The following is a 17,282-nucleotide window of genomic DNA, read 5'->3' as shown; positions in this document are numbered from 1 at the left end:
CAAAGCGGCATAATTCGGAGTGTCTGCCGCAATACCGGCGCGGTGCGGCGCATCGTGTTTCACGTGAAACGTCGCTCACTGCTTCCAGGAGTCCTCAGCCGTGGCCGCGCCGCGGCTGAGGCGCGCGCCAACAAACCGACCAAGACCAATTCGGCTGTGGATAACCGTGATTTGTCCACAGGCGGCCGGGGCTCGCTGGTTCAGCACCCCTCGGGCATGGCAGGCTCTCCTTATCGCGAGCCTTCCGTCGAGGAGAGTGAGTCATTGCGGTCCGACGCCAACATCGCGGGGCCGATGGCCGACCCGGTCCCCGGCCCCCGCACAGCTGAATCAGCCGGGGGATCACTTTCCACGCCCCCCGGGTTCGGAAGCGATGTTTCACGTGAAACATTGCCTCCTATGGATGACACCCCGATCGGCCGCGCCGCCCAGATGGCCGTCGAGGCGATGAACCGCACGGGCGAGGGGCTGCCGCGACCGGCGCAGACCCGCGTCATGGTGGTCGCCAACCAGAAGGGCGGGGTCGGCAAGACCACGACCACGGTGAACCTGGCGGCCTCGCTGGCGCTGCACGGCGCCCGGGTACTGGTGATCGACCTCGACCCGCAGGGCAACGCGTCCACCGCGCTCGGCATCGACCACCACTCCGAGGTGCCGTCGATCTACGACGTGCTGGTGGAGAGCAGGCCGCTGTCCGAGGTCGTCGTGCCGGTGGCCGACGTGGAGGGTCTGTTCTGCGCGCCCGCCACCATCGATCTTGCCGGCGCCGAGATCGAGCTCGTCTCGCTGGTCGCCCGTGAGAGCCGGCTCCAGCGCGCCATCGAGGCATACGAGCAGCCGCTGGACTACATCCTGATCGACTGTCCGCCCTCGCTGGGACTCCTCACCGTCAACGCCCTGGTCGCCGGCGCCGAAGTGGTGATCCCGATCCAGTGCGAGTATTACGCGCTGGAGGGTCTCGGACAGCTGCTGAAGAACGTGGACCTCGTCCGGGCCCACCTCAATCCGAAGCTCCATGTCTCCACGATCCTGCTGACGATGTACGACGGCAGGACCCGTCTCGCCTCCCAGGTCGCCGAGGAGGTGCGCACGCACTTCGGCAAGGAGGTGCTGCGCACCAGCATTCCGCGTTCGGTACGCATCTCCGAGGCGCCCAGCTACGGCCAGACCGTCCTTACCTACGACCCCGGTTCCAGCGGTGCCCTGTCCTATCTGGAGGCGGCGCGGGAGATGGCACTGCGCGGACTGCCGGGTGGCCTGACCGTGGAGTACCAGCCGCAGGACGAGCAGCACCATGAGCAGCACCCGCACAGCATGTCGGAGGGCATCCAGTGAGTGATCGACGCAGAGGACTTGGGCGCGGTCTCGGCGCGCTGATCCCGGCCGCGCCGCAGCCAACCAGTCCGGCGGCGGGAGCCGCTCCGGTGATGGTGCCGGACCGCGGGGTCGCGGCCGCCAAGGTGGCCGGACTGGTGGACCGCCGCCCCGGCGATGCGCCGCCCGTGGTGGACATCCCTGTTTCACGTGAAACAGAGCCGGATCTCTCCGCCGCCCGGGTTCCGGTGAGTGGTGCCTACTTCGCCGAGCTGGAACTCGACGCGATCACCCCCAATCCGCGGCAGCCGCGTGAGGTGTTCGACGAGGACGCCCTCAACGAGCTGATCACCTCGATCAAGGAGGTCGGTCTCCTCCAGCCCGTCGTCGTACGGGAGATCGGCTCGGACCGTTTCGAGCTGATCATGGGCGAGCGCCGCTGGCGGGCCTGCCGTGAGGCGGGCCTGGAGCGGATCCCGGCGATCGTCCGCGCCACGGAGGACGAGAAGCTGCTTCTCGACGCCCTGCTGGAGAACCTGCACCGGGCACAGCTGAACCCGCTGGAGGAAGCAGCCGCCTACGACCAGTTGCTGCGGGACTTCGCCTGCACGCACGAGCAGCTGGCGGACCGGATCGGCCGGTCACGCTCACAGGTCTCCAACACGCTGCGGCTCTTGAAGCTGACGGCTCCGGTGCAGCGCCGGGTGGCCGCGGGCGTGATCTCCTTCGGGCACGCGCGGGCGCTGCTCGCCCTGGAGGATTCCGAGGAGCAGGACCGGCTGGCGCTCAGGATCGTGGCCGAGGAGCTGTCGGTCCGCACGGTCGAAGAGATCGTGAAGCTGATGAACAGCGAGCCGCGGGTGACGAAGAAGACGGCGGCGCCTCGGGCCGGCCGCCGGGTGTCGCCGGCGCTCACCCACCTCGCCACGCGGCTGTCCGATCGCTTCGACACTCGGGTGAAGGTCGACCTGGGCCAGAAGCGCGGAAAGATCGTCGTGGAGTTCGCGTCGATAGAGGATCTGGAACGCATCCTCGGCACGATGGCACCGGGCGAGGGCAAGGTGCTGGAGAACCGGCTCGACGACGAAGCCGAGGACGACGACGAGTGAAACCGTGACACCCCGGCACCGCCGCCGGGGTGCCACCGCCGTTCGATAGCGACAGAAATGGGGTCTGTGGCACATGGGGCGTCGGCTGGTACCGCTCACGCTGGACAACCTTCCCGATCTCCCCAGACCCTGCAGACGCTGCGTCTTCTGGGAACTCGACCCCGTGAGTGGTGAGGCGGCCGTTCAGGCGGGCAAGCCCGAGCTCGAGAAGGAGGCCTGGATCTCCGCCGTACTGCTGGAGTGGGGGTCCTGCGGCCGGGTCGTCTACGTCGACGAGATGCCCGCGGGCTTCGTGCTCTACGCCCCGGCTGCCTATGTGCCGCGCTCCACCGCTTTCCCGACAAGCCCGGTGTCGCCCGACGCCGTTCAACTGATGACCGCCCGGGTGCTGCCCGGCTATCAGGGCCAGGGCATAGGGCGGGTGCTCGTGCAGACCGTGGCGAAGGATCTGGTGCGACGGGGCTTCAAAGCGATCGAGGCCTTCGGCGACGCGACGTGGTCCTCACCCTCATGCGTCCTCCCGGCGGACCACCTGCTCGCCGTCGGCTTCAAGACGGTCCGGCACCATCCCCGTTATCCCCGGCTGCGTCTGGAACTGCGCTCGACGATCTCCTGGAAGGAGGACGTCGAGATGGCCATTGACCGGCTGCTGGGCGCCGTGCAGAAGGAACCGGCACTCCGGCCGCTGTGAGCACCCGCGAGGGCGCAGACGGGCCACCAGGCGCCGCCGTGCAGCCAAAAGGGCCGGCTCCCCCGCAGGGGAGCCGGCCCTTTCGTGTTCCACGTGGAACAGCGGCGACCTCAGCTGATGAAGTCCGAGAGGTCCCGCAGCAGAGCGGCCTTCGGCTTGGCACCGACGATGGTCTTCACGACCTCCCCGCCCTTGTAGACGTTGAGCGTCGGAATCGACATCACGCCGTACTTGGCGGCGGTGACGGGGTTCTCGTCGATGTTGAGCTTGACGATGGTGATCTCGTCGGCGTGCTCCGCGGCGATGGCCTCCAGCGACGGGGCGATCTGGCGGCACGGGCCGCACCACTCGGCCCAGAAGTCCACCAGGACGGGCTTGTCGCTGTTGAGGACCTCGTCGGCGAAGGTGTCGTCGGTCACGTGGATGGGCTTGTCGGCCACGGCGGTCTCCTCAGGTTCGATGGGATGCGGGGTAAAGGATTCAGGCAGGCTGCTCGGCGTCGCTGAGGGCCGCCAGGTAGCGCTCGGCGTCGAGGGCGGCGGAGCACCCGGTGCCGGCCGCGGTGATCGCCTGGCGGTAGGTGTGGTCCACGACGTCCCCGGCGGCAAAGACCCCCGGGATGCTGGTGCGGGTGGTCGGCGACTGGACCTTGAGGTAGCCCTCGGCGTCCAGGTCGAGCACGCCCTTGAAGAGTTCCGTCCGCGGGTCGTGGCCGATCGCGATGAAGAGGCCGGTGACCGGCAGTTCGGACGTCTCGCCGGTCTTGGTGTTGCGCAGGGTCAGGCTGGCGAGCTTCCCCTCGCCGTGGATCTCGGCGACCTCACTGTCCCAGATGAAGGAGATCTTCGGATCGGCGAAGGCCCGCTCCTGCATCGCCTTGGACGCGCGCAGGGTGTCCCGCCGGTGCACGATCTTGACGGACTTGGCGAACCGGGAGAGGAAGGTTGCCTCCTCCATGGCAGTGTCGCCGCCGCCGATCACCGCGATGTCGTGCTCGCGGAAGAAGAAGCCGTCACAGGTGGCACACCACGAGACGCCTCGGCCGGACAGCTGGTCCTCGTTCGGCAGGTTGAGCTTGCGGTGCTGCGAGCCGGTGGTGACGATGACGGCCTTCGCGCGGTGAACGGTGCCCGCGGAGTCGGTGACGGTCTTGATGTCACCCGACAAGTCGACGGCGACCACGTCGTCCGGAACCAGCTCGGCACCGAACCGCTCCGCCTGGGCGCGCATGTTGTCCATCAGGTCGGGACCGATGATGCCGTCACGGAAGCCCGGGAAGTTCTCCACCTCGGTGGTGTTCATCAGTGCACCGCCCGCGGTGACCGAGCCCTCGAAGACCAGCGGGCTGAGGGAGGCGCGTGCCGTGTACAGCGCCGCGGTGTAGCCCGCGGGCCCCGAGCCGATGATGATCACGTTACGGACGTCGCTCACGGGTGTCTTCCTCGTCTCTGCGGACTGCGGTGGGGGTCCGGTACTGGCTGGACTCTCGTCGTGCCTAACGGATCCTACGGGGCAGGCATTCCCAGGGCGGTGCAGCGCTCCAGGCGCACCGCCGCAAGCCGCCCAGGAGGGTCTCAGTCCCGCGGGTAGCTGTTCTCGAAGAGGAGCTGGGCCGGGGTGACGGGGCTGCACGAGGCCGTCAGTACGTAGGCGCTCACCAGGCTGGTGTCGTCGGGGTCGGGCAGGACGACCACGAAGGAGTCGACCCCCTCGTACACCTTCCGCTCGGCGGCCAGCGGCTTCTCGGTGCGCTGGGTGGCCTTGAGCACACAGGAGGGGACGGAGGTCACCGTCCCGTTGGGCGCGGCGACGACGACGTCCCCCTTCGTGCCCAGCATCGGGGAGTTCGCCGGTCCGCTCGCGGAGGTGGATCCTGAGCTGTCGAGAAGCCGCGCCACATCGATCCCCAGCGCGTCCGGCGCGGCGTTGTCGCGGTTCGAGCCCTTGGCGGACGAGGCACTGCTGTCGTGTCCCATGCCGCCGGAGCCGCTGTGTGATGCCAGCTCGTACGTGAGCCCGCCCAGCACCAGGAACGCGGCCGCCCCGGCAGCCGTCAGGAGCATCCGGCGACCGCGCCGCCTTGCCCGGCCCGGGCCGGTGGACGCGGCCGGACGGCCGGCGGGGGCCGATGTTCCACGTGGAACACCGCCAGGAGAACCGCCGGGCGCCGGTGGTGCTGTTTCACGTGGAACATCCGGCTGCTCGCTCGCCGGCAGCGGCTCGGCGGCCAGCGCCGCGTCGATACGTGCCACCACGTCCGAGGGCATCGCCTCGGGCTCCGGCATCTCCGCGAGGAGGCCGCTGATCTCCCGGAGTGACGCCAGCACGCCCGCGCAGTCGGGGCACGAGCCGAGGTGCGCGCGGACCTGGAAGGCCCGGTCCTCCTGCAGGATGTCCTCGGCGAGGTCGGCGATCTCCATGACGTCGGGATGCGCGTTCTGATCCGTGGGCGATGTCATCGGGGGTCACCTCCGCTCTGCTCTGCTCCTGCCGGTGGGACGGATGGCTCCGCCGACCGGTTCCTCTGCCTGCCGGGACCGCGAACCGTACCGCCCGCTCCCCCCGACCGGAGATGAGTCAGCAGCGGGAGCAGCCGGGCGCGGCCCCGCGCGCATCTGCTCTTCACCGTGCCCTCGGGAATGGCCAGCACTGCGGCTGCCTCGGCCACCGGATAGCCCTGCATGTCCACCAGCACGAGGGCGGCGCGCTGCTCGGGGGGCAGTGTGGCCAGCGCCCGCAGCAGCTCGCGGTGCAACTCCTCGCGCTCGGCCGGCGCCTCGGCGGACTCCTGCGGTTCGAGATGCGCCTCAAGGCTGTCGTCGTCGGCCATCGTGGCGGTGCGCCGGGCCGCCGCCCGCCGGACCCGGTCCAGACAGGCGTTCACGGTGATCCGGTGCAGCCACGTGGTGACGGCCGACTGACCGCGGAAGGTGTGGGCGGACCGGAAGGCCGACACGAGGGCGTCCTGCACGGCGTCCGCCGCCTCCTCACGGTCGCCCAGGGTGCGCAGGGCGACGGCCCACAGCCGGTCCCGGTGCCGGCGGACCAGCTCGCCGAAGGCGTCCGGCTCGCCGGCCACATGGCGCGCGAGCAGGTCGGCGTCGTCGGCTTCGCCGAGCGGTATTCGCTCCTCCAAGGCCGGACTCCCCCCGTGCGCGGTCGGTCAGCCGATGACGCTGATCTCCGAGATCTTGCCACGGAAATCACCGTTCGGGATGGGCGGGAGCTTGGTCAGCCAGACCACCACGTAGCGGGTGGTCACCGGGGAGGCGGGCTTGAGCGTCACCCGGGAGCCGCCCGATCCGGAGGCGACCTTGCTGAAGCCGCTCAGCTCCGTCGGCTCGGCACCGGTGCCCGCGGGTGCGGCCAGCAGTTCCACGTCGGTACCGTCACCGCCGAGGTCGACCGTCACCGAGGTGACACGGTGGTCGGCGCCCAGGTCCAGGACGAGTCCCACGCCGTCCTTGAGGCCGCCGAGGTCCGTCCGGGTGTAGCTCATCGTCTGCCAGTAGGTCGCCGGGTCCTTGTCGTAGGCGTTGCCGACGAGCTTGGGCGATTCGACGCGGTCGTCGCCCTGCGGGTCGAACGACTTCGCCGCGACGATCGCCAGCGGAGCCGGCGGCGGCGGCGCGGAGTGCGGCTTCGCCGTGGGCGTGGGCGTCGGGGTGGGCGCGGAGTTCTCCCGCGACTTCAGGGCGTCGGCGAGCTGCCAGCTGCCGAGTCCGATGGCGACGATCAGCAGCGCCGAAACGGCCCACTTCAGGACGCTGCCGGTACGGCCCGGGAGGGCGGGCGGCGGGGCCGGCACCGCTTTCGGGGCGGCGTAGAAGGTCGCGTTGGCAGGCGGCTGAGGGGGCTGATGGAAAGCGGGCTGGCGGTAGACCGGCTTGGGGTGCTCGGGCGGCCGGATCCGTGGGACGCCCGCGATGGCCTTCGCCAGCTCCTCCGGGGTGGTGCAGGGCGGCTCCTCGCGGGAGGCGGTCGCGCCGTCGTTGACGAGAGCGCGCATCGCCACGTCCGACAGGCCGCGGTGGACCCCCGCACGCAGCTGGTCGGGCGCGACCAGTCCGACGCCCTTGGGGAGCCCCGACAGGCCGTGTGCGTCGTCCTCGTACGGCCAGCGCTGGGTGAGGCAGGCGTAGATCAGGGCGCCGATCGCCTCGGTGTCCTGACGCTGCGGGCGGTCGGCGCGCAGCCCGCGCAGGGCGGCGGCCACGGCGAGCCCGCGGATGCGGTACTGCCCGGAGCTGGTGCGCAGCACGGCACCCGGGTCCAGCCGCAGATGGGCCAGCCCCTCGCGGTGGGCGGCGGCCATGCCCTGGGAGACCTGGGCGGCCATCTGGTAGGTCTCGTGCGGCTCCATCGGGCCGGAGGCGAGCAGATCCGCGAGCGACAGGGCGTCGGGCAGCCACTCGTGGATGACGTAGACCAGCTCGTCCTCCTCCACGGCGTCGAGGACCTGGACGAAGCGCGGGTCCCCGAGCAGCGCCGCGGAACGCGCCGCGGCAAGCACCTGGCGGGCCTGCGGGTGGTCGGCGGGCAGCAGGTGGATGCCGACGGCCCGGCGGAGTTTCTCGTCGACCGCGCGCCAGCTGCTGAAGCCGTCCACGCGGGTCACGCACTCCGCGAGCTGGTAGCGGCGGGCGAGCCGGTGGCCGCTGTGGAGGTCCGGTGCCGTGGGCTTGGCGCGGGGGCGGGTCTTTTCGGCGGGGGGCTCCACGGCGCTCTGTGCGGCTTCCGCGGGGGCCTGAGGCTCATCGGTGCCGGGCTCGGTCGCGGGTGCCTCCACGGGCTCCTCGTCAGTGCCGGATCCGGCTTCGGCGGGCGCTTCCGGATCGCCGTCCGCCGTGTCCTCGGGTGGGGTGTCGCCGTCGGCGCTGCCGCCGTGCCGGCCGTCCGTCGGCGTTTCGTCGGGTGTGCCGTCCTGCTGGGGGTCAGGCGCGCTGCCCTCATCGGCCACTTCGACGGCCGTGCTCCGATCCGCCACCGTCGTTCCTGCCTCCCCATCCAGTGCACGATCTCACATCGAGCCGAGGACAATTGTGCCCGCACTCCGGCTGTATGCACGACACGCGGCGGCCCACGATGGTTGTCCGCGGGGCCCCGCCGGTGCCGTCAGCGCCCGAGCCGCCCCCGGACCATGCCGATCATGCCGTTCAGCTCCTGGATTCGCATCTGCTTCGCGATCACAAGGAAGATGCCCCCCAGGAGGCCGCCGCCGACCACGAGCGACGCCAGCGACCCGGTCACCCCGCCGCCCAGCTTGCCGCTGATCATCCACACGGCGATCCCGGCGATTGCGGCAGCCGGGATGCAGGCCCCCACGAGCCGGGCGTAGGTGCGGACCACCCGGCGGCCGTCGAGGTCGCCGCCCAGCCGGCCGCGGAGCCGCTTGGCGGCCACCCCGACGCCGACCGCGTAGGCGAGGCCGTAGGAGAAGGCCATGCCGACCACGGCCCAGCGGGCGGGGAGGACCAGGAAGCAGAATCCGGAGGCCGCCGCGTTGACGGCGGCCACGATCACGGTGTTGTAGAACGGGGTGCGGGTGTCCTCGAAGGCGTAGAAGCCGCGCAGGATCACGTACTGCACCGAGTAGGGGATCAGGCCGCCGCCGAAGGCCATGAGGATGAAGCCGATGTTGCGGGCCGAACCCGCGTTGGTGCTCGCGTAGAGCAGGGTGCACATCGGTACGCCCAGGGCCAGGAAGGCGAAGGCTGCGGGAACGATCGCGACCGCCGAGGTGCGCAGGCCGTAGGAGATGTCGTCGCGGACCGCGGTGATGTCGCCGTCGGCGGCGGCGCGGGAGATCCGCGGCAGCACCGCGGCCATCACCGACACCGTGATGATGGCCTGGGGCATCTGCCAGATCAGCAGCGCGTTGTTGTAGGCGGTGATGCCCGTGCCCTGGAAGCCGCTCTTGTCGGCGTTGGCGCCCGCCCAGGTGGCGAGCTGGGTGACCACGATCAGGCCGGCCTGGTTGGCGAGTACGAAGAAGAACGTCCACTTCGCGAGCTTGGCGGCCTTGCCGAGGCCGTGGCCGCGCCAGTCGAAGCGCGGCCGGAACCTGAACCCGGCGTCGCGCAGGTAGGGCAGCATCGCGAGGGACTGCACGACCAGTCCGAGCAGGGTGCCGATGCCCAGCAGCCGGGCGCCCTCGGGGGTGATGGTGGTGGCGTCCATCCGCGTGGTGCTGTAGGAGCCGTAGACCCAGATGAACATGCCGAAGGTGAAGATCACCACGATGTTGTTCAGCACCGGGGTCCACATCATCGCCCCGAAGCGGCCGCGTGCGTTCAGCACCTGGCCCATGACCACGTGGACGCCCATGAAGAAGATCGTGGGCAGGCAGTAGCGGGCGAAGGCGATGGCCACGTCGTACGTGTCCGGGTTGTCGGCGATCTTGGCGGACATCAGCCGGATCAGCAGCGGCGCCGCGATCACGGTGACCGCGACGATGCCGCCGAGCACCACCATCACGACGGTCAGGAGCCGGTTGGCATAGGCCGAGCCGCCGTCCTCGTCGTCCTTCATCGCCCGCACCAGCTGCGGGACGAACACCGAGTTCAGGCCGCCGCCGATGGTGAGGATGTAGATCATCGTCGGCAGGGTGTTCGCGACGGCGTAGGAGTCGCCGAGGGTCGCCACGCCGATCGCGGCGGCGATCACCAGGGTGCGCACGAAGCCGGTCAGGCGGGAGACCAGGGTGCCCGCGGCCATCAGGGCACTGGACTTGAGGATGCCGCCGCTCTTGGCCGCCGCCGCGGGGGCCGCGGCCGCCGCAGCGCGGCGCGGGGTGCCCGCCGGTGCCCCGACGCCCTGCTGGGGGCCCTGCGGGGAGTGCCCGGGCTGCTGCTGGTAGTCCTGCGGCGGGTACGGCTGCTGCCCCTGGTCCTCGTAGGGCTGCTGGTACGGCTCCTGGTAGGGCTGCTGGTACGGGTAGCCGTAGCGGGGGTCCGCGTAGCGCGGGTCGACGTACTGCTGGTCGGCGTAGCGCGCGTCGTCGTACGCCGGGCTCCGGTACATGTCCTGGGCGTAGCCGGTGTCCTGGAAGACCGGCAGCGAGAAGCCCGTCGTCTCGTTCGCGGACGGCACGTGCGGATAGCCGGACGGGTAGCCGTACTGCTGCGCCTGGTAGCCCTGGTAGCCGCCGCCCTGCTGGGGGTAGCCCTGGTAGCCGCCGTCCTGCGGGTAGGCCTGCTGCTGGTGGTGGTCCTGCTGCGGGTAGCCCTGCTCGTAACCACCCTGCTGGTATCCGCCCTGCTGGTAGCCGGCGTGCGGGTCGTGTCCCCCCGGCTGCGGGTAGCCCTGCGGGTAGCCCGCGTCCTGCTGCGGATACTGCGGCTGCTGGTCGCGGAAGAGGTGCGCGAAGGGGTCGTGGTCCTGGCCCTGCTGCTCCTGGCCGGGGACGGGCGCGCCTTGCCCGGGGTACTGCGCCGCTTCGGGGTAGCCGCCCTGCTGCGGGTAGTCGGGCTGCTGCTGCCACTGTGCCGGATCCTGCTGCTGGTACGGATCGTAGGCATACGTGTTCTGCAGATACGGGTCGGGTGATCCCGGACCCTGCTCCGGAGAGTGGGGCATCTGGCCCGCAGAGTCGCGGTCACCGTCGTACGGCGCGTTCATCAGTGCCCCACCTTATTGTCTCCGGCTACCCGTCCACTTTCCCACCTGCTGGTGATGGCTCCCGGGTTTCCGGCCCGGTGTCAGCGGCAGGGTCACCCGGCTGCTCCGGGTCCTTCCCGTTCCAGTCCCCGTCGTCGTCCTCGCCGTCGTCCCCTTCGTCACCGCCGCCCGCGGCCAGCTTCTTGCGCTGACGGTAGATCCGTACCCCGGCCAGGACCAGAAGCAGCAGCCCGGCGCCGATGACGAGCATCACAAGGTCGGTGACCTTGTTGATGTGGACATCGAAAGGCATGGAACGCCCGTACATCTGATTGTCCACGGTGTACAGGGCGGCGATGACGCTGACCGTCCCGTTCGCGCTGGCCTTGGTCTGGAACTTCAGGGTACGGGTGTGGCCGCCCTCGATGGTGATCGGCTGGTCGGCGTCCTTGATCTTCAGCCGGATGTTCGAGCCCGACGTGAGCTTCAGCACCACGTTCACCGGCTGGCTGAGCTCGTTCTTCACGGTGATCGGGATGGTGCCGCTGCGCCCGGACAGGGTCAGCGCGCTCTTCTCGATGATGTGGACCGATCCGATGAGATCGGTGAGGTAGAGGCCGATGGCGTTGCGGTAGGCGGTCGCCCCGGCTGCGTCGCCGCGCCAGTTCGTGGACATCGAGCGCAGCACCGCGTTGCCGAACGGGACCGTGACCCGGTCCTGGCGGGTGAGGATCACCACGAAATTGTTGAGGTTCTTCTGCGTCTGCTGGATCTGGTCGAAGTCCTTGACCGTCGGCTCCTGCTTGCGGAGCTTCGCCGGGTAGGCCTTCGCCGACGGCACCGTGCGGTTCGCGCGGGCGTCGGGGTGGGCGGACGCCGCGTCGTTGAAGTAGATCTGCGTGGCCCAGGCCGCCGCCGAGGTCTCGTGGATCGCCTCCGCCATCACCTGGGCCTGCGTGACGGTGGGCATCCGCTGCGGGGCGACCACCACCGAGCGCTGCTTCTCGGGGGCCTCCAGGGTGATCATCAGCGTCTGCGCGATGAAACCCTGTACCGCGAGATTGGCGTCCTGCGGATCGGACATGGCGCCGCTGAAGGCGGTGGACAGCGTCGCGTCGCTGACGACCGCCGTGGTGCCCTTGCCGATCGGGCGGGCCGCGTTCGGGGTGTAGTCCAGGCCCTCACGCTCGTGGAAGGTGTCGCTGCGGGCGATGATCCGTTTGGCACCGCCGGTCCGGGCCACCGAGACGATCGCCGGGTCGATGGCGCCGTCCGCCGGCCAGGCCACGTCAGCGGTGGGCGTACCGCCGAGGATCGTCTCGACGGTGCTCAGCCCGAGGGCGGTGCCGGTCTTCAGGTGGTCCGTGACGCCCGCGACCTTCTGCCCCTCGTGCGCCATGGCGGCCAGGTCGGTGTCACCGAAGGGCAGGGCGATCACCTGGTCGCCGGCGACCGCGAGCCTGAGGTCTTTCAACCACTGCCTGGCGGCGTCGGAGCCCGTCCCCGCCGTGGTCTTGGTGACGTCCCCACCGGGGCCCGCGACGCGGTAGCCCTTGGTCATGAACTCCACGGTGGCCAGCAGATCGGGGTCGACGACCCAGGTCACCTGCAGATTCCTGGCCAGGTCGACCATCGTCCGCAGCCGGCCGCCCGGTCCCAGCTCGGTGGCGAGTTCGTCGTCGAGGAAGATCGGGCTGCGCTGCGAGTCGGTGTCACCGCGCGGGGCGATGTGCGCGGTGTCGATGAGCGGCCACAGGTAGCTGATCCTGGTGTGCTTGGTACCGGTGGCGTCGTCCTCGCCGTACCAGGGCAGGAAGGTGCGCTTGATGCCGACCACGTGCTCCGACGGGTCGGACGAGGTGCTGCCCTCCAGCGCGACACCCAGCTGGTAGACGCCGGCGTCGCTGAAGCCGAGCGCGCTGACCGGGACGCTGATGGTGAAGGCGGACTTGCCGCCCGCCGGGAGGTCCTCCACCGTGACCGTGTGGCCCTCGACCTCGTCACCGTCCTGCGCGTAGCTGTAGCCGGTCCGGGTGGCGGCGTTCTTGAGGGCGCTGCGCGTGTCCAGCGGGCCGTCGGAACGCACCCGGAGGCCGACGTGCGCCTCGGTGACGGCGGACTTGCCGTTGTTGGTGAGCCGGCCGGAGAGGGTGACCGTGCCGCCCTTGGTGGGGATGCGCGGGGTGAGGACGTCCAGGGAGACCGCGACCGCGCGTGAACCGGACGGCGCCGCCGCCTGGGCGGGGGGCGCGGTGGCGGCCTGCAGCAGCCCGGTCAGCATGGCTCCGCCGGTCACCAGCGCCAGGACCCCTGCCATCCGGCGCCGGACCCGGGACGGGGACTCTCCGGGTGACTGTGCCGCCTTGCCCACGCGTTCGCCCGTCCTCGTCTGTGTATCTGATCGTCTGCCGTGCTGGTCCATCCGATGTGCGTGTTGGCATGGTAACGATCGGCGCTGTGCCGCAGTGCCGTGGACGGCGGCTTGATACGGGCTTGGTACCGGAGCCCCGACGGGCCGGGAAAACCTGTGCGCGGAGGGTGCCCGCGGACCCGTACCCTTTTACGTTGTGCCGAATGCCAACAATGCCGCTCAGACCACGCCGCCCACCGGTTCCGCGCAGGCCTCCCGCGGGGTCGAGCCCGTCGCCGAGGACCTGGGCCGCCGCTTCCGTGCCGCGGGGTTCGCACTCGCCCTGGTGGGCGGGTCGGTCCGGGACACCCTGCTGGGCCGGCTCGGCAACGACCTGGACTTCACCACCGACGCGCGCCCCGAGCAGGTGCTGAAGATCCTGCGGCCGTGGGCGGACGCGGTGTGGGAGGTGGGCATCGCCTTCGGCACGGTCGGCGGCATGAAGAAGGCGGAGGCGCTGGACGGCACCACACGGAGCTTCCAGATCGAGGTCACCACCTACCGCAGCGAGGCGTACGACCGGACGTCCCGCAAGCCCGAGGTCTCCTACGGCGACACCATCGAGGAGGATCTGGTCCGCCGTGACTTCACGGTGAACGCGATGGCGGTGGCGCTGCCCGACACCGACTTCATCGACCCCCACGGCGGCCTCAACGACCTCGCCGCCCGGGTGCTGCGCACCCCCGGGGCGCCCGAGGCGTCCTTCTCCGACGACCCGCTGCGGATGCTGCGTGCGGCCCGTTTCGCCGCCCAGCTGGACTTCGAGGTCGCGCCCGAGGTGGTCACCGCCATGACGGAGATGGCCGACCGGATCGAGATCGTCTCCGCCGAGCGGATCCGGGACGAGCTGAACAAGCTCATCCTGTCCGATCACCCGCGCAAGGGGCTGCGGCTGCTGGTGGACACCGGGCTCGCCGACCGGGTGCTGCCCGAGCTGTCGGCGCTGCGGCTGGAGCGTGACGAGCACTTCCGTCACAAGGACGTCTACGAGCACACCCTGACGGTGCTGGAGCAGGCCATCGACCTGGAGGACGACGGGCCCGACCTGGTACTGCGGCTGGCCGCGCTGCTGCACGACATCGGCAAGCCCAGGACGCGGCGATTCGAGCCGGACGGCCGGGTCTCCTTCCACCACCACGAGGTGGTGGGCGCCAAGCTGACCAAGGCGCGCATGCTCCAGCTGAAGTACTCCAACGAGCTGGTGAAGGACGTCTCGCGGCTGGTCGAGCTGCACCTGCGCTTCCATGGCTACGGCAGCGGCGAGTGGACGGACTCCGCGGTGCGCCGCTACGTACGGGACGCGGGGCCGCTGCTGGAGCGGCTGCACAAGCTGACCCGCTCGGACTGCACGACCCGCAACAAGCGCAAGGCGGCGGCGCTGTCACGGACGTACGACAGCCTGGAGGCGCGGATCGCCGAGCTCCAGGAGCAGGAGGAGCTGGACGCGATCCGGCCCGATCTGGACGGCAACCAGATCATGGCGGTGCTGGGAATCCCGCCGGGGCCGATGGTGGGCAAGGCGTACCAGTACCTGCTGGAGCTGCGGCTGGAGAACGGGCCGCTGGGGGAGGAGGCCGCGACCGCGGCACTGCACGAGTGGTGGGCGGCGCAGTCCGCCGGATGAGGTGGGGGTGGGCATGTTTCACGTGGAACATGCCCACTGCCGTCAGCCCGCCGGGGTGCTCGCGCGCGGTGTTCCACGTGAAACATCGCGCACCCGCGCCATCCCGACCGCGGTCACGGCGTAGATGAGCGCCAGCGCCACCACCAGTACGGGCGAGCGTCCGTCGGCGGGGAGCAGCAGGGCGGCGACCGCGGCGGCGCCGACGAAGGCGACGTTGAAGACGACGTCGTAGACGGAGAAGACGCGGCCCCGGTACGCGTCGTCCACTTGTGCCTGGACGACCGTGTCCGTGGCGATCTTGGCGCCCTGGGTGGTGAGGCCGAACAGCACCGCGGCCAGCATCATCGGTGCGCGCGTGAAGGACAGCGCGAGCGGGGGCAGCAGCACCGCGGAGGCGGTGCAGCACGCGATGATCCAGCCGGAGGTGCCGAGCCGCCCGGTGGCCCACGGGGTGACGAGCGCCGCTGCGAAGAACCCGGCGGCCGACAGGCCCACGGCCAGCCCCAGCAGACGCAGGCCCGCGTCGGTGTCGGACGGGTCGGACCAGGCGTATCGGCAGAGCATCAGCAGGGTCACGGTGAGCGCGCCGAAGCAGAAGCGCATCGCGGTCATGGCCGTCATCGCCCGCGCCGCCGGTGGGCGGCGGCGCAGATGCCCCACTCCTTCCCGCAGCCCTTGGGCGGTGCCGGCGAGCGCGGAGCGCATCCTGGGGCGCATCCGCTCCGGATCCGGGCCGAGCAGGTCGCGGTCCAGGGTCAGTGCCGCCAGGCCCGCGCACAGGTAGAGCAGGGCCCCGAGGAGCACGGTCGCGGCGTTGGCGGTGTCGCCCTCGGCGCTGAAGAGGTGCACCAGGAAAGCGGCACCGCCGCCCGCGGTCGCGGCGAGGGTGCCCGCGGTCGGGGAGAGCGCGTTGGCGGTCACCAGGGCGTCCCGGTCGACGACGCGGGGCAGGGCCGCGGAGAGACCGGCCAGGACGAACCGGTTGACGGCGGTGACCGACAGGGCGGACAGGTAGAACAGCCAGTCCGGCACACGAAGGAGTATGAGCCCCGCGGTACCGCAGGACAGCGCTGCCCGCAGCACGTTGCAGTACAGCAGCACCTGGCGCCGCCGCCAGCGGTCGAGCAGCACACCGGTGAAGGGGCCGAGCAGCGAGTAGGGCAGCAGCAGCACCGCCATCGCGGAGGCGATCGCCCCCGGAGTGGCCTGCTTCTCGGGAGAGAAGACCACGTAGGCGGCCAGCGCGACCTGGAAGACGCCGTCGGACAGCTGGGACAGCAGGCGCACCCCCAGCAGCCGGCGGAAGTCCGGCAGCCGCAGCAGAACGCGCAGGTCGCGCAGAAGGCCCATGCGCACAGCCTCACACGACGCGGAAGGCCCCGGGTACGCGACCCGGGGCCTTCCGTGGTGGAGCCGTGCGCCGTGCTGAACGGTGCGGGCGCTGTGTCAGCGCTCGACGTCGCCGCGGATGAACTTCTCGACGTTCTCGCGGGCCACGTCGTCGAAGTACTGCACCGGCGGGGACTTCATGAAGTACGAGGACGCCGACAGGATCGGGCCGCCGATGCCGCGGTCCTTGGCGATCTTCGCGGCGCGCAGCGCGTCGATGATGACGCCGGCGGAGTTCGGGGAGTCCCAGACCTCGAGCTTGTACTCCAGGTTCAGCGGGACGTCACCAAAGGCGCGGCCCTCGAGGCGGACGTACGCCCACTTGCGGTCGTCGAGCCACTGCACGTAGTCGGACGGGCCGATGTGCACGTTCTTGGCGCCGAGGTCACGGTCGGGGATCTGCGAGGTGACGGCCTGCGTCTTGGAGATCTTCTTGGACTCCAGGCGCTCGCGCTCGAGCATGTTCTTGAAGTCCATGTTGCCGCCGACGTTCAGCTGCATGGTGCGCTCGAGGACGACACCGCGGTCCTCGAAGAGCTTGGCCATCACGCGGTGCGTGATGGTCGCGCCCACCTGCGACTTGATGTCGTCGCCGACGATCGGGACGCCGGCCTCGGTGAACTTGTCCGCCCACTCCTTGGTGCCGGCGATGAAGACCGGGAGGGCGTTGACGAAGGCGACCTTGGCGTCGATGGCGCACTGGGCGTAGAACTTCGCCGCGTCCTCGGAGCCGACGGGCAGGTAGCAGACCAGCACGTCGACCTGACGGTCCTTGAGCACCTGGACGACGTCCACGGGCTCCTCGGCGGACTCCTCGATGGTCTCCCGGTAGTACTTGCCGAGGCCGTCGAGGGTGTGGCCACGCTGCACCGTCACGCCGGTCTGCGGCACGTCGCAGATCTTGATGGTGTTGTTCTCGCTGGCGCCGATGGCGTCCGCGAGGTCGAGGCCGACCTTCTTCGCATCGACGTCGAAGGCGGCGACGAACTCGACGTCGCGCACGTGGTACTCGCCGAACTGCACGTGCATGAGACCAGGCACCTTGCCGTCCGGGTCAGCGTCCTTGTAGTACTCGACGCCCTGCACCAGCGACGTGGCGCAGTTGCCCACACCGACGATGGCTACGCGAACCGCACCCATACCCGT

Annotated in this window: 13 protein-coding genes; 4 read left to right on the top strand and 9 right to left on the bottom strand. The window is 70.3% G+C overall.

The window, feature by feature from the left end; all coding sequences use genetic code 11:
* The first annotated feature begins 216 nt into the window (after positions 1-216).
* The 3 genes from ACH4SE_RS02440 to ACH4SE_RS02430 all read left to right on the top strand — a co-directional run bounded on the left by ACH4SE_RS02440 (position 217) and on the right by ACH4SE_RS02430 (position 3,114).
* Entirely contained in the window at positions 217-1,335 is a 1,119-nt protein-coding gene (locus tag ACH4SE_RS02440; protein WP_398541382.1) for a ParA family protein, read from the top strand.
* Complete coding sequence (locus ACH4SE_RS02435; protein ID WP_398541381.1) at positions 1,332-2,423, top strand: ParB/RepB/Spo0J family partition protein; 1,092 nt, start codon at positions 1,332-1,334, stop codon at positions 2,421-2,423. Before ACH4SE_RS02440 ends, ACH4SE_RS02435 begins: the two co-directional genes overlap by 4 nt.
* Before the next feature lie 73 nt (positions 2,424-2,496).
* Positions 2,497-3,114, top strand: coding sequence for a GNAT family N-acetyltransferase (locus ACH4SE_RS02430; RefSeq protein ID WP_398175138.1), 618 nt, complete (start codon positions 2,497-2,499; stop codon positions 3,112-3,114).
* Between the two features lie 110 nt (positions 3,115-3,224).
* Here the strand turns inward: ACH4SE_RS02430 and trxA are convergent, their stop codons facing one another.
* The 7 genes from trxA to ACH4SE_RS02395 form a co-directional block, all read right to left on the bottom strand.
* On the bottom strand, positions 3,225-3,554 hold the full coding sequence (gene trxA, locus ACH4SE_RS02425) for a thioredoxin (protein WP_398541380.1): 330 nt from the start codon (positions 3,552-3,554) through the stop codon (positions 3,225-3,227).
* A gap of 40 nt (positions 3,555-3,594) precedes the next feature.
* On the bottom strand, positions 3,595-4,545 hold the full coding sequence (gene trxB / locus ACH4SE_RS02420) for a thioredoxin-disulfide reductase (protein WP_398541379.1): 951 nt from the start codon (positions 4,543-4,545) through the stop codon (positions 3,595-3,597).
* A 143-nt stretch (positions 4,546-4,688) separates the two neighbouring features.
* The gene (locus ACH4SE_RS02415; protein WP_398541378.1) at positions 4,689-5,573 is read right to left on the bottom strand and encodes an anti-sigma factor family protein; all 885 of its coding nucleotides are present in this window, start codon (positions 5,571-5,573) and stop codon (positions 4,689-4,691) included.
* The gene (sigM, locus tag ACH4SE_RS02410; RefSeq protein WP_398541377.1) at positions 5,570-6,250 is read right to left on the bottom strand and encodes an RNA polymerase sigma factor SigM; all 681 of its coding nucleotides are present in this window, start codon (positions 6,248-6,250) and stop codon (positions 5,570-5,572) included. Before sigM ends, ACH4SE_RS02415 begins: the two co-directional genes overlap by 4 nt.
* 27 nt (positions 6,251-6,277) lie before the next feature.
* Positions 6,278-8,101, bottom strand: coding sequence for a serine/threonine protein kinase (locus ACH4SE_RS02405; RefSeq protein WP_398541376.1), 1,824 nt, complete (start codon positions 8,099-8,101; stop codon positions 6,278-6,280).
* A 128-nt stretch (positions 8,102-8,229) separates the two neighbouring features.
* The gene (gene murJ, locus ACH4SE_RS02400) at positions 8,230-10,734 is read right to left on the bottom strand and encodes a murein biosynthesis integral membrane protein MurJ (protein ID WP_398541375.1); all 2,505 of its coding nucleotides are present in this window, start codon (positions 10,732-10,734) and stop codon (positions 8,230-8,232) included.
* Between the two features lie 25 nt (positions 10,735-10,759).
* Positions 10,760-13,135 (bottom strand): DUF6049 family protein, encoded by a 2,376-nt coding sequence (locus ACH4SE_RS02395; RefSeq protein ID WP_398541374.1) that lies wholly within the window; start codon positions 13,133-13,135, stop codon positions 10,760-10,762.
* Positions 13,136-13,280: 145 nt separating this feature from the next.
* Here ACH4SE_RS02395 and ACH4SE_RS02390 point away from each other — a divergent pair, with 145 nt between their 5' ends.
* Entirely contained in the window at positions 13,281-14,747 is a 1,467-nt protein-coding gene (locus tag ACH4SE_RS02390; protein WP_398541373.1) for a CCA tRNA nucleotidyltransferase, read from the top strand.
* Between the two features lie 42 nt (positions 14,748-14,789).
* Here the strand turns inward: ACH4SE_RS02390 and ACH4SE_RS02385 are convergent, their stop codons facing one another.
* Together ACH4SE_RS02385 and ACH4SE_RS02380 are read right to left on the bottom strand one after the other, a co-directional pair.
* Positions 14,790-16,097, bottom strand: coding sequence for an MFS transporter (locus tag ACH4SE_RS02385; protein ID WP_398541372.1), 1,308 nt, complete (start codon positions 16,095-16,097; stop codon positions 14,790-14,792).
* Positions 16,098-16,193: 96 nt separating this feature from the next.
* Positions 16,194-17,276 carry an inositol-3-phosphate synthase gene (locus ACH4SE_RS02380; protein ID WP_398541371.1) on the bottom strand — a complete coding sequence of 361 codons (1,083 nt, stop codon included), beginning with the start codon at positions 17,274-17,276 and terminating at the stop codon, positions 16,194-16,196.
* Positions 17,277-17,282: the final 6 nt, after the last annotated feature.

It is taken from the genome of Streptomyces sp. NPDC020983, from assembly GCF_044333485.1.
GTDB lineage: Bacteria > Actinomycetota > Actinomycetes > Streptomycetales > Streptomycetaceae > Actinacidiphila.
Note: the sequence above shows the minus strand (reverse complement) of the source record. Positions and strands in the feature narration are given on the sequence as shown.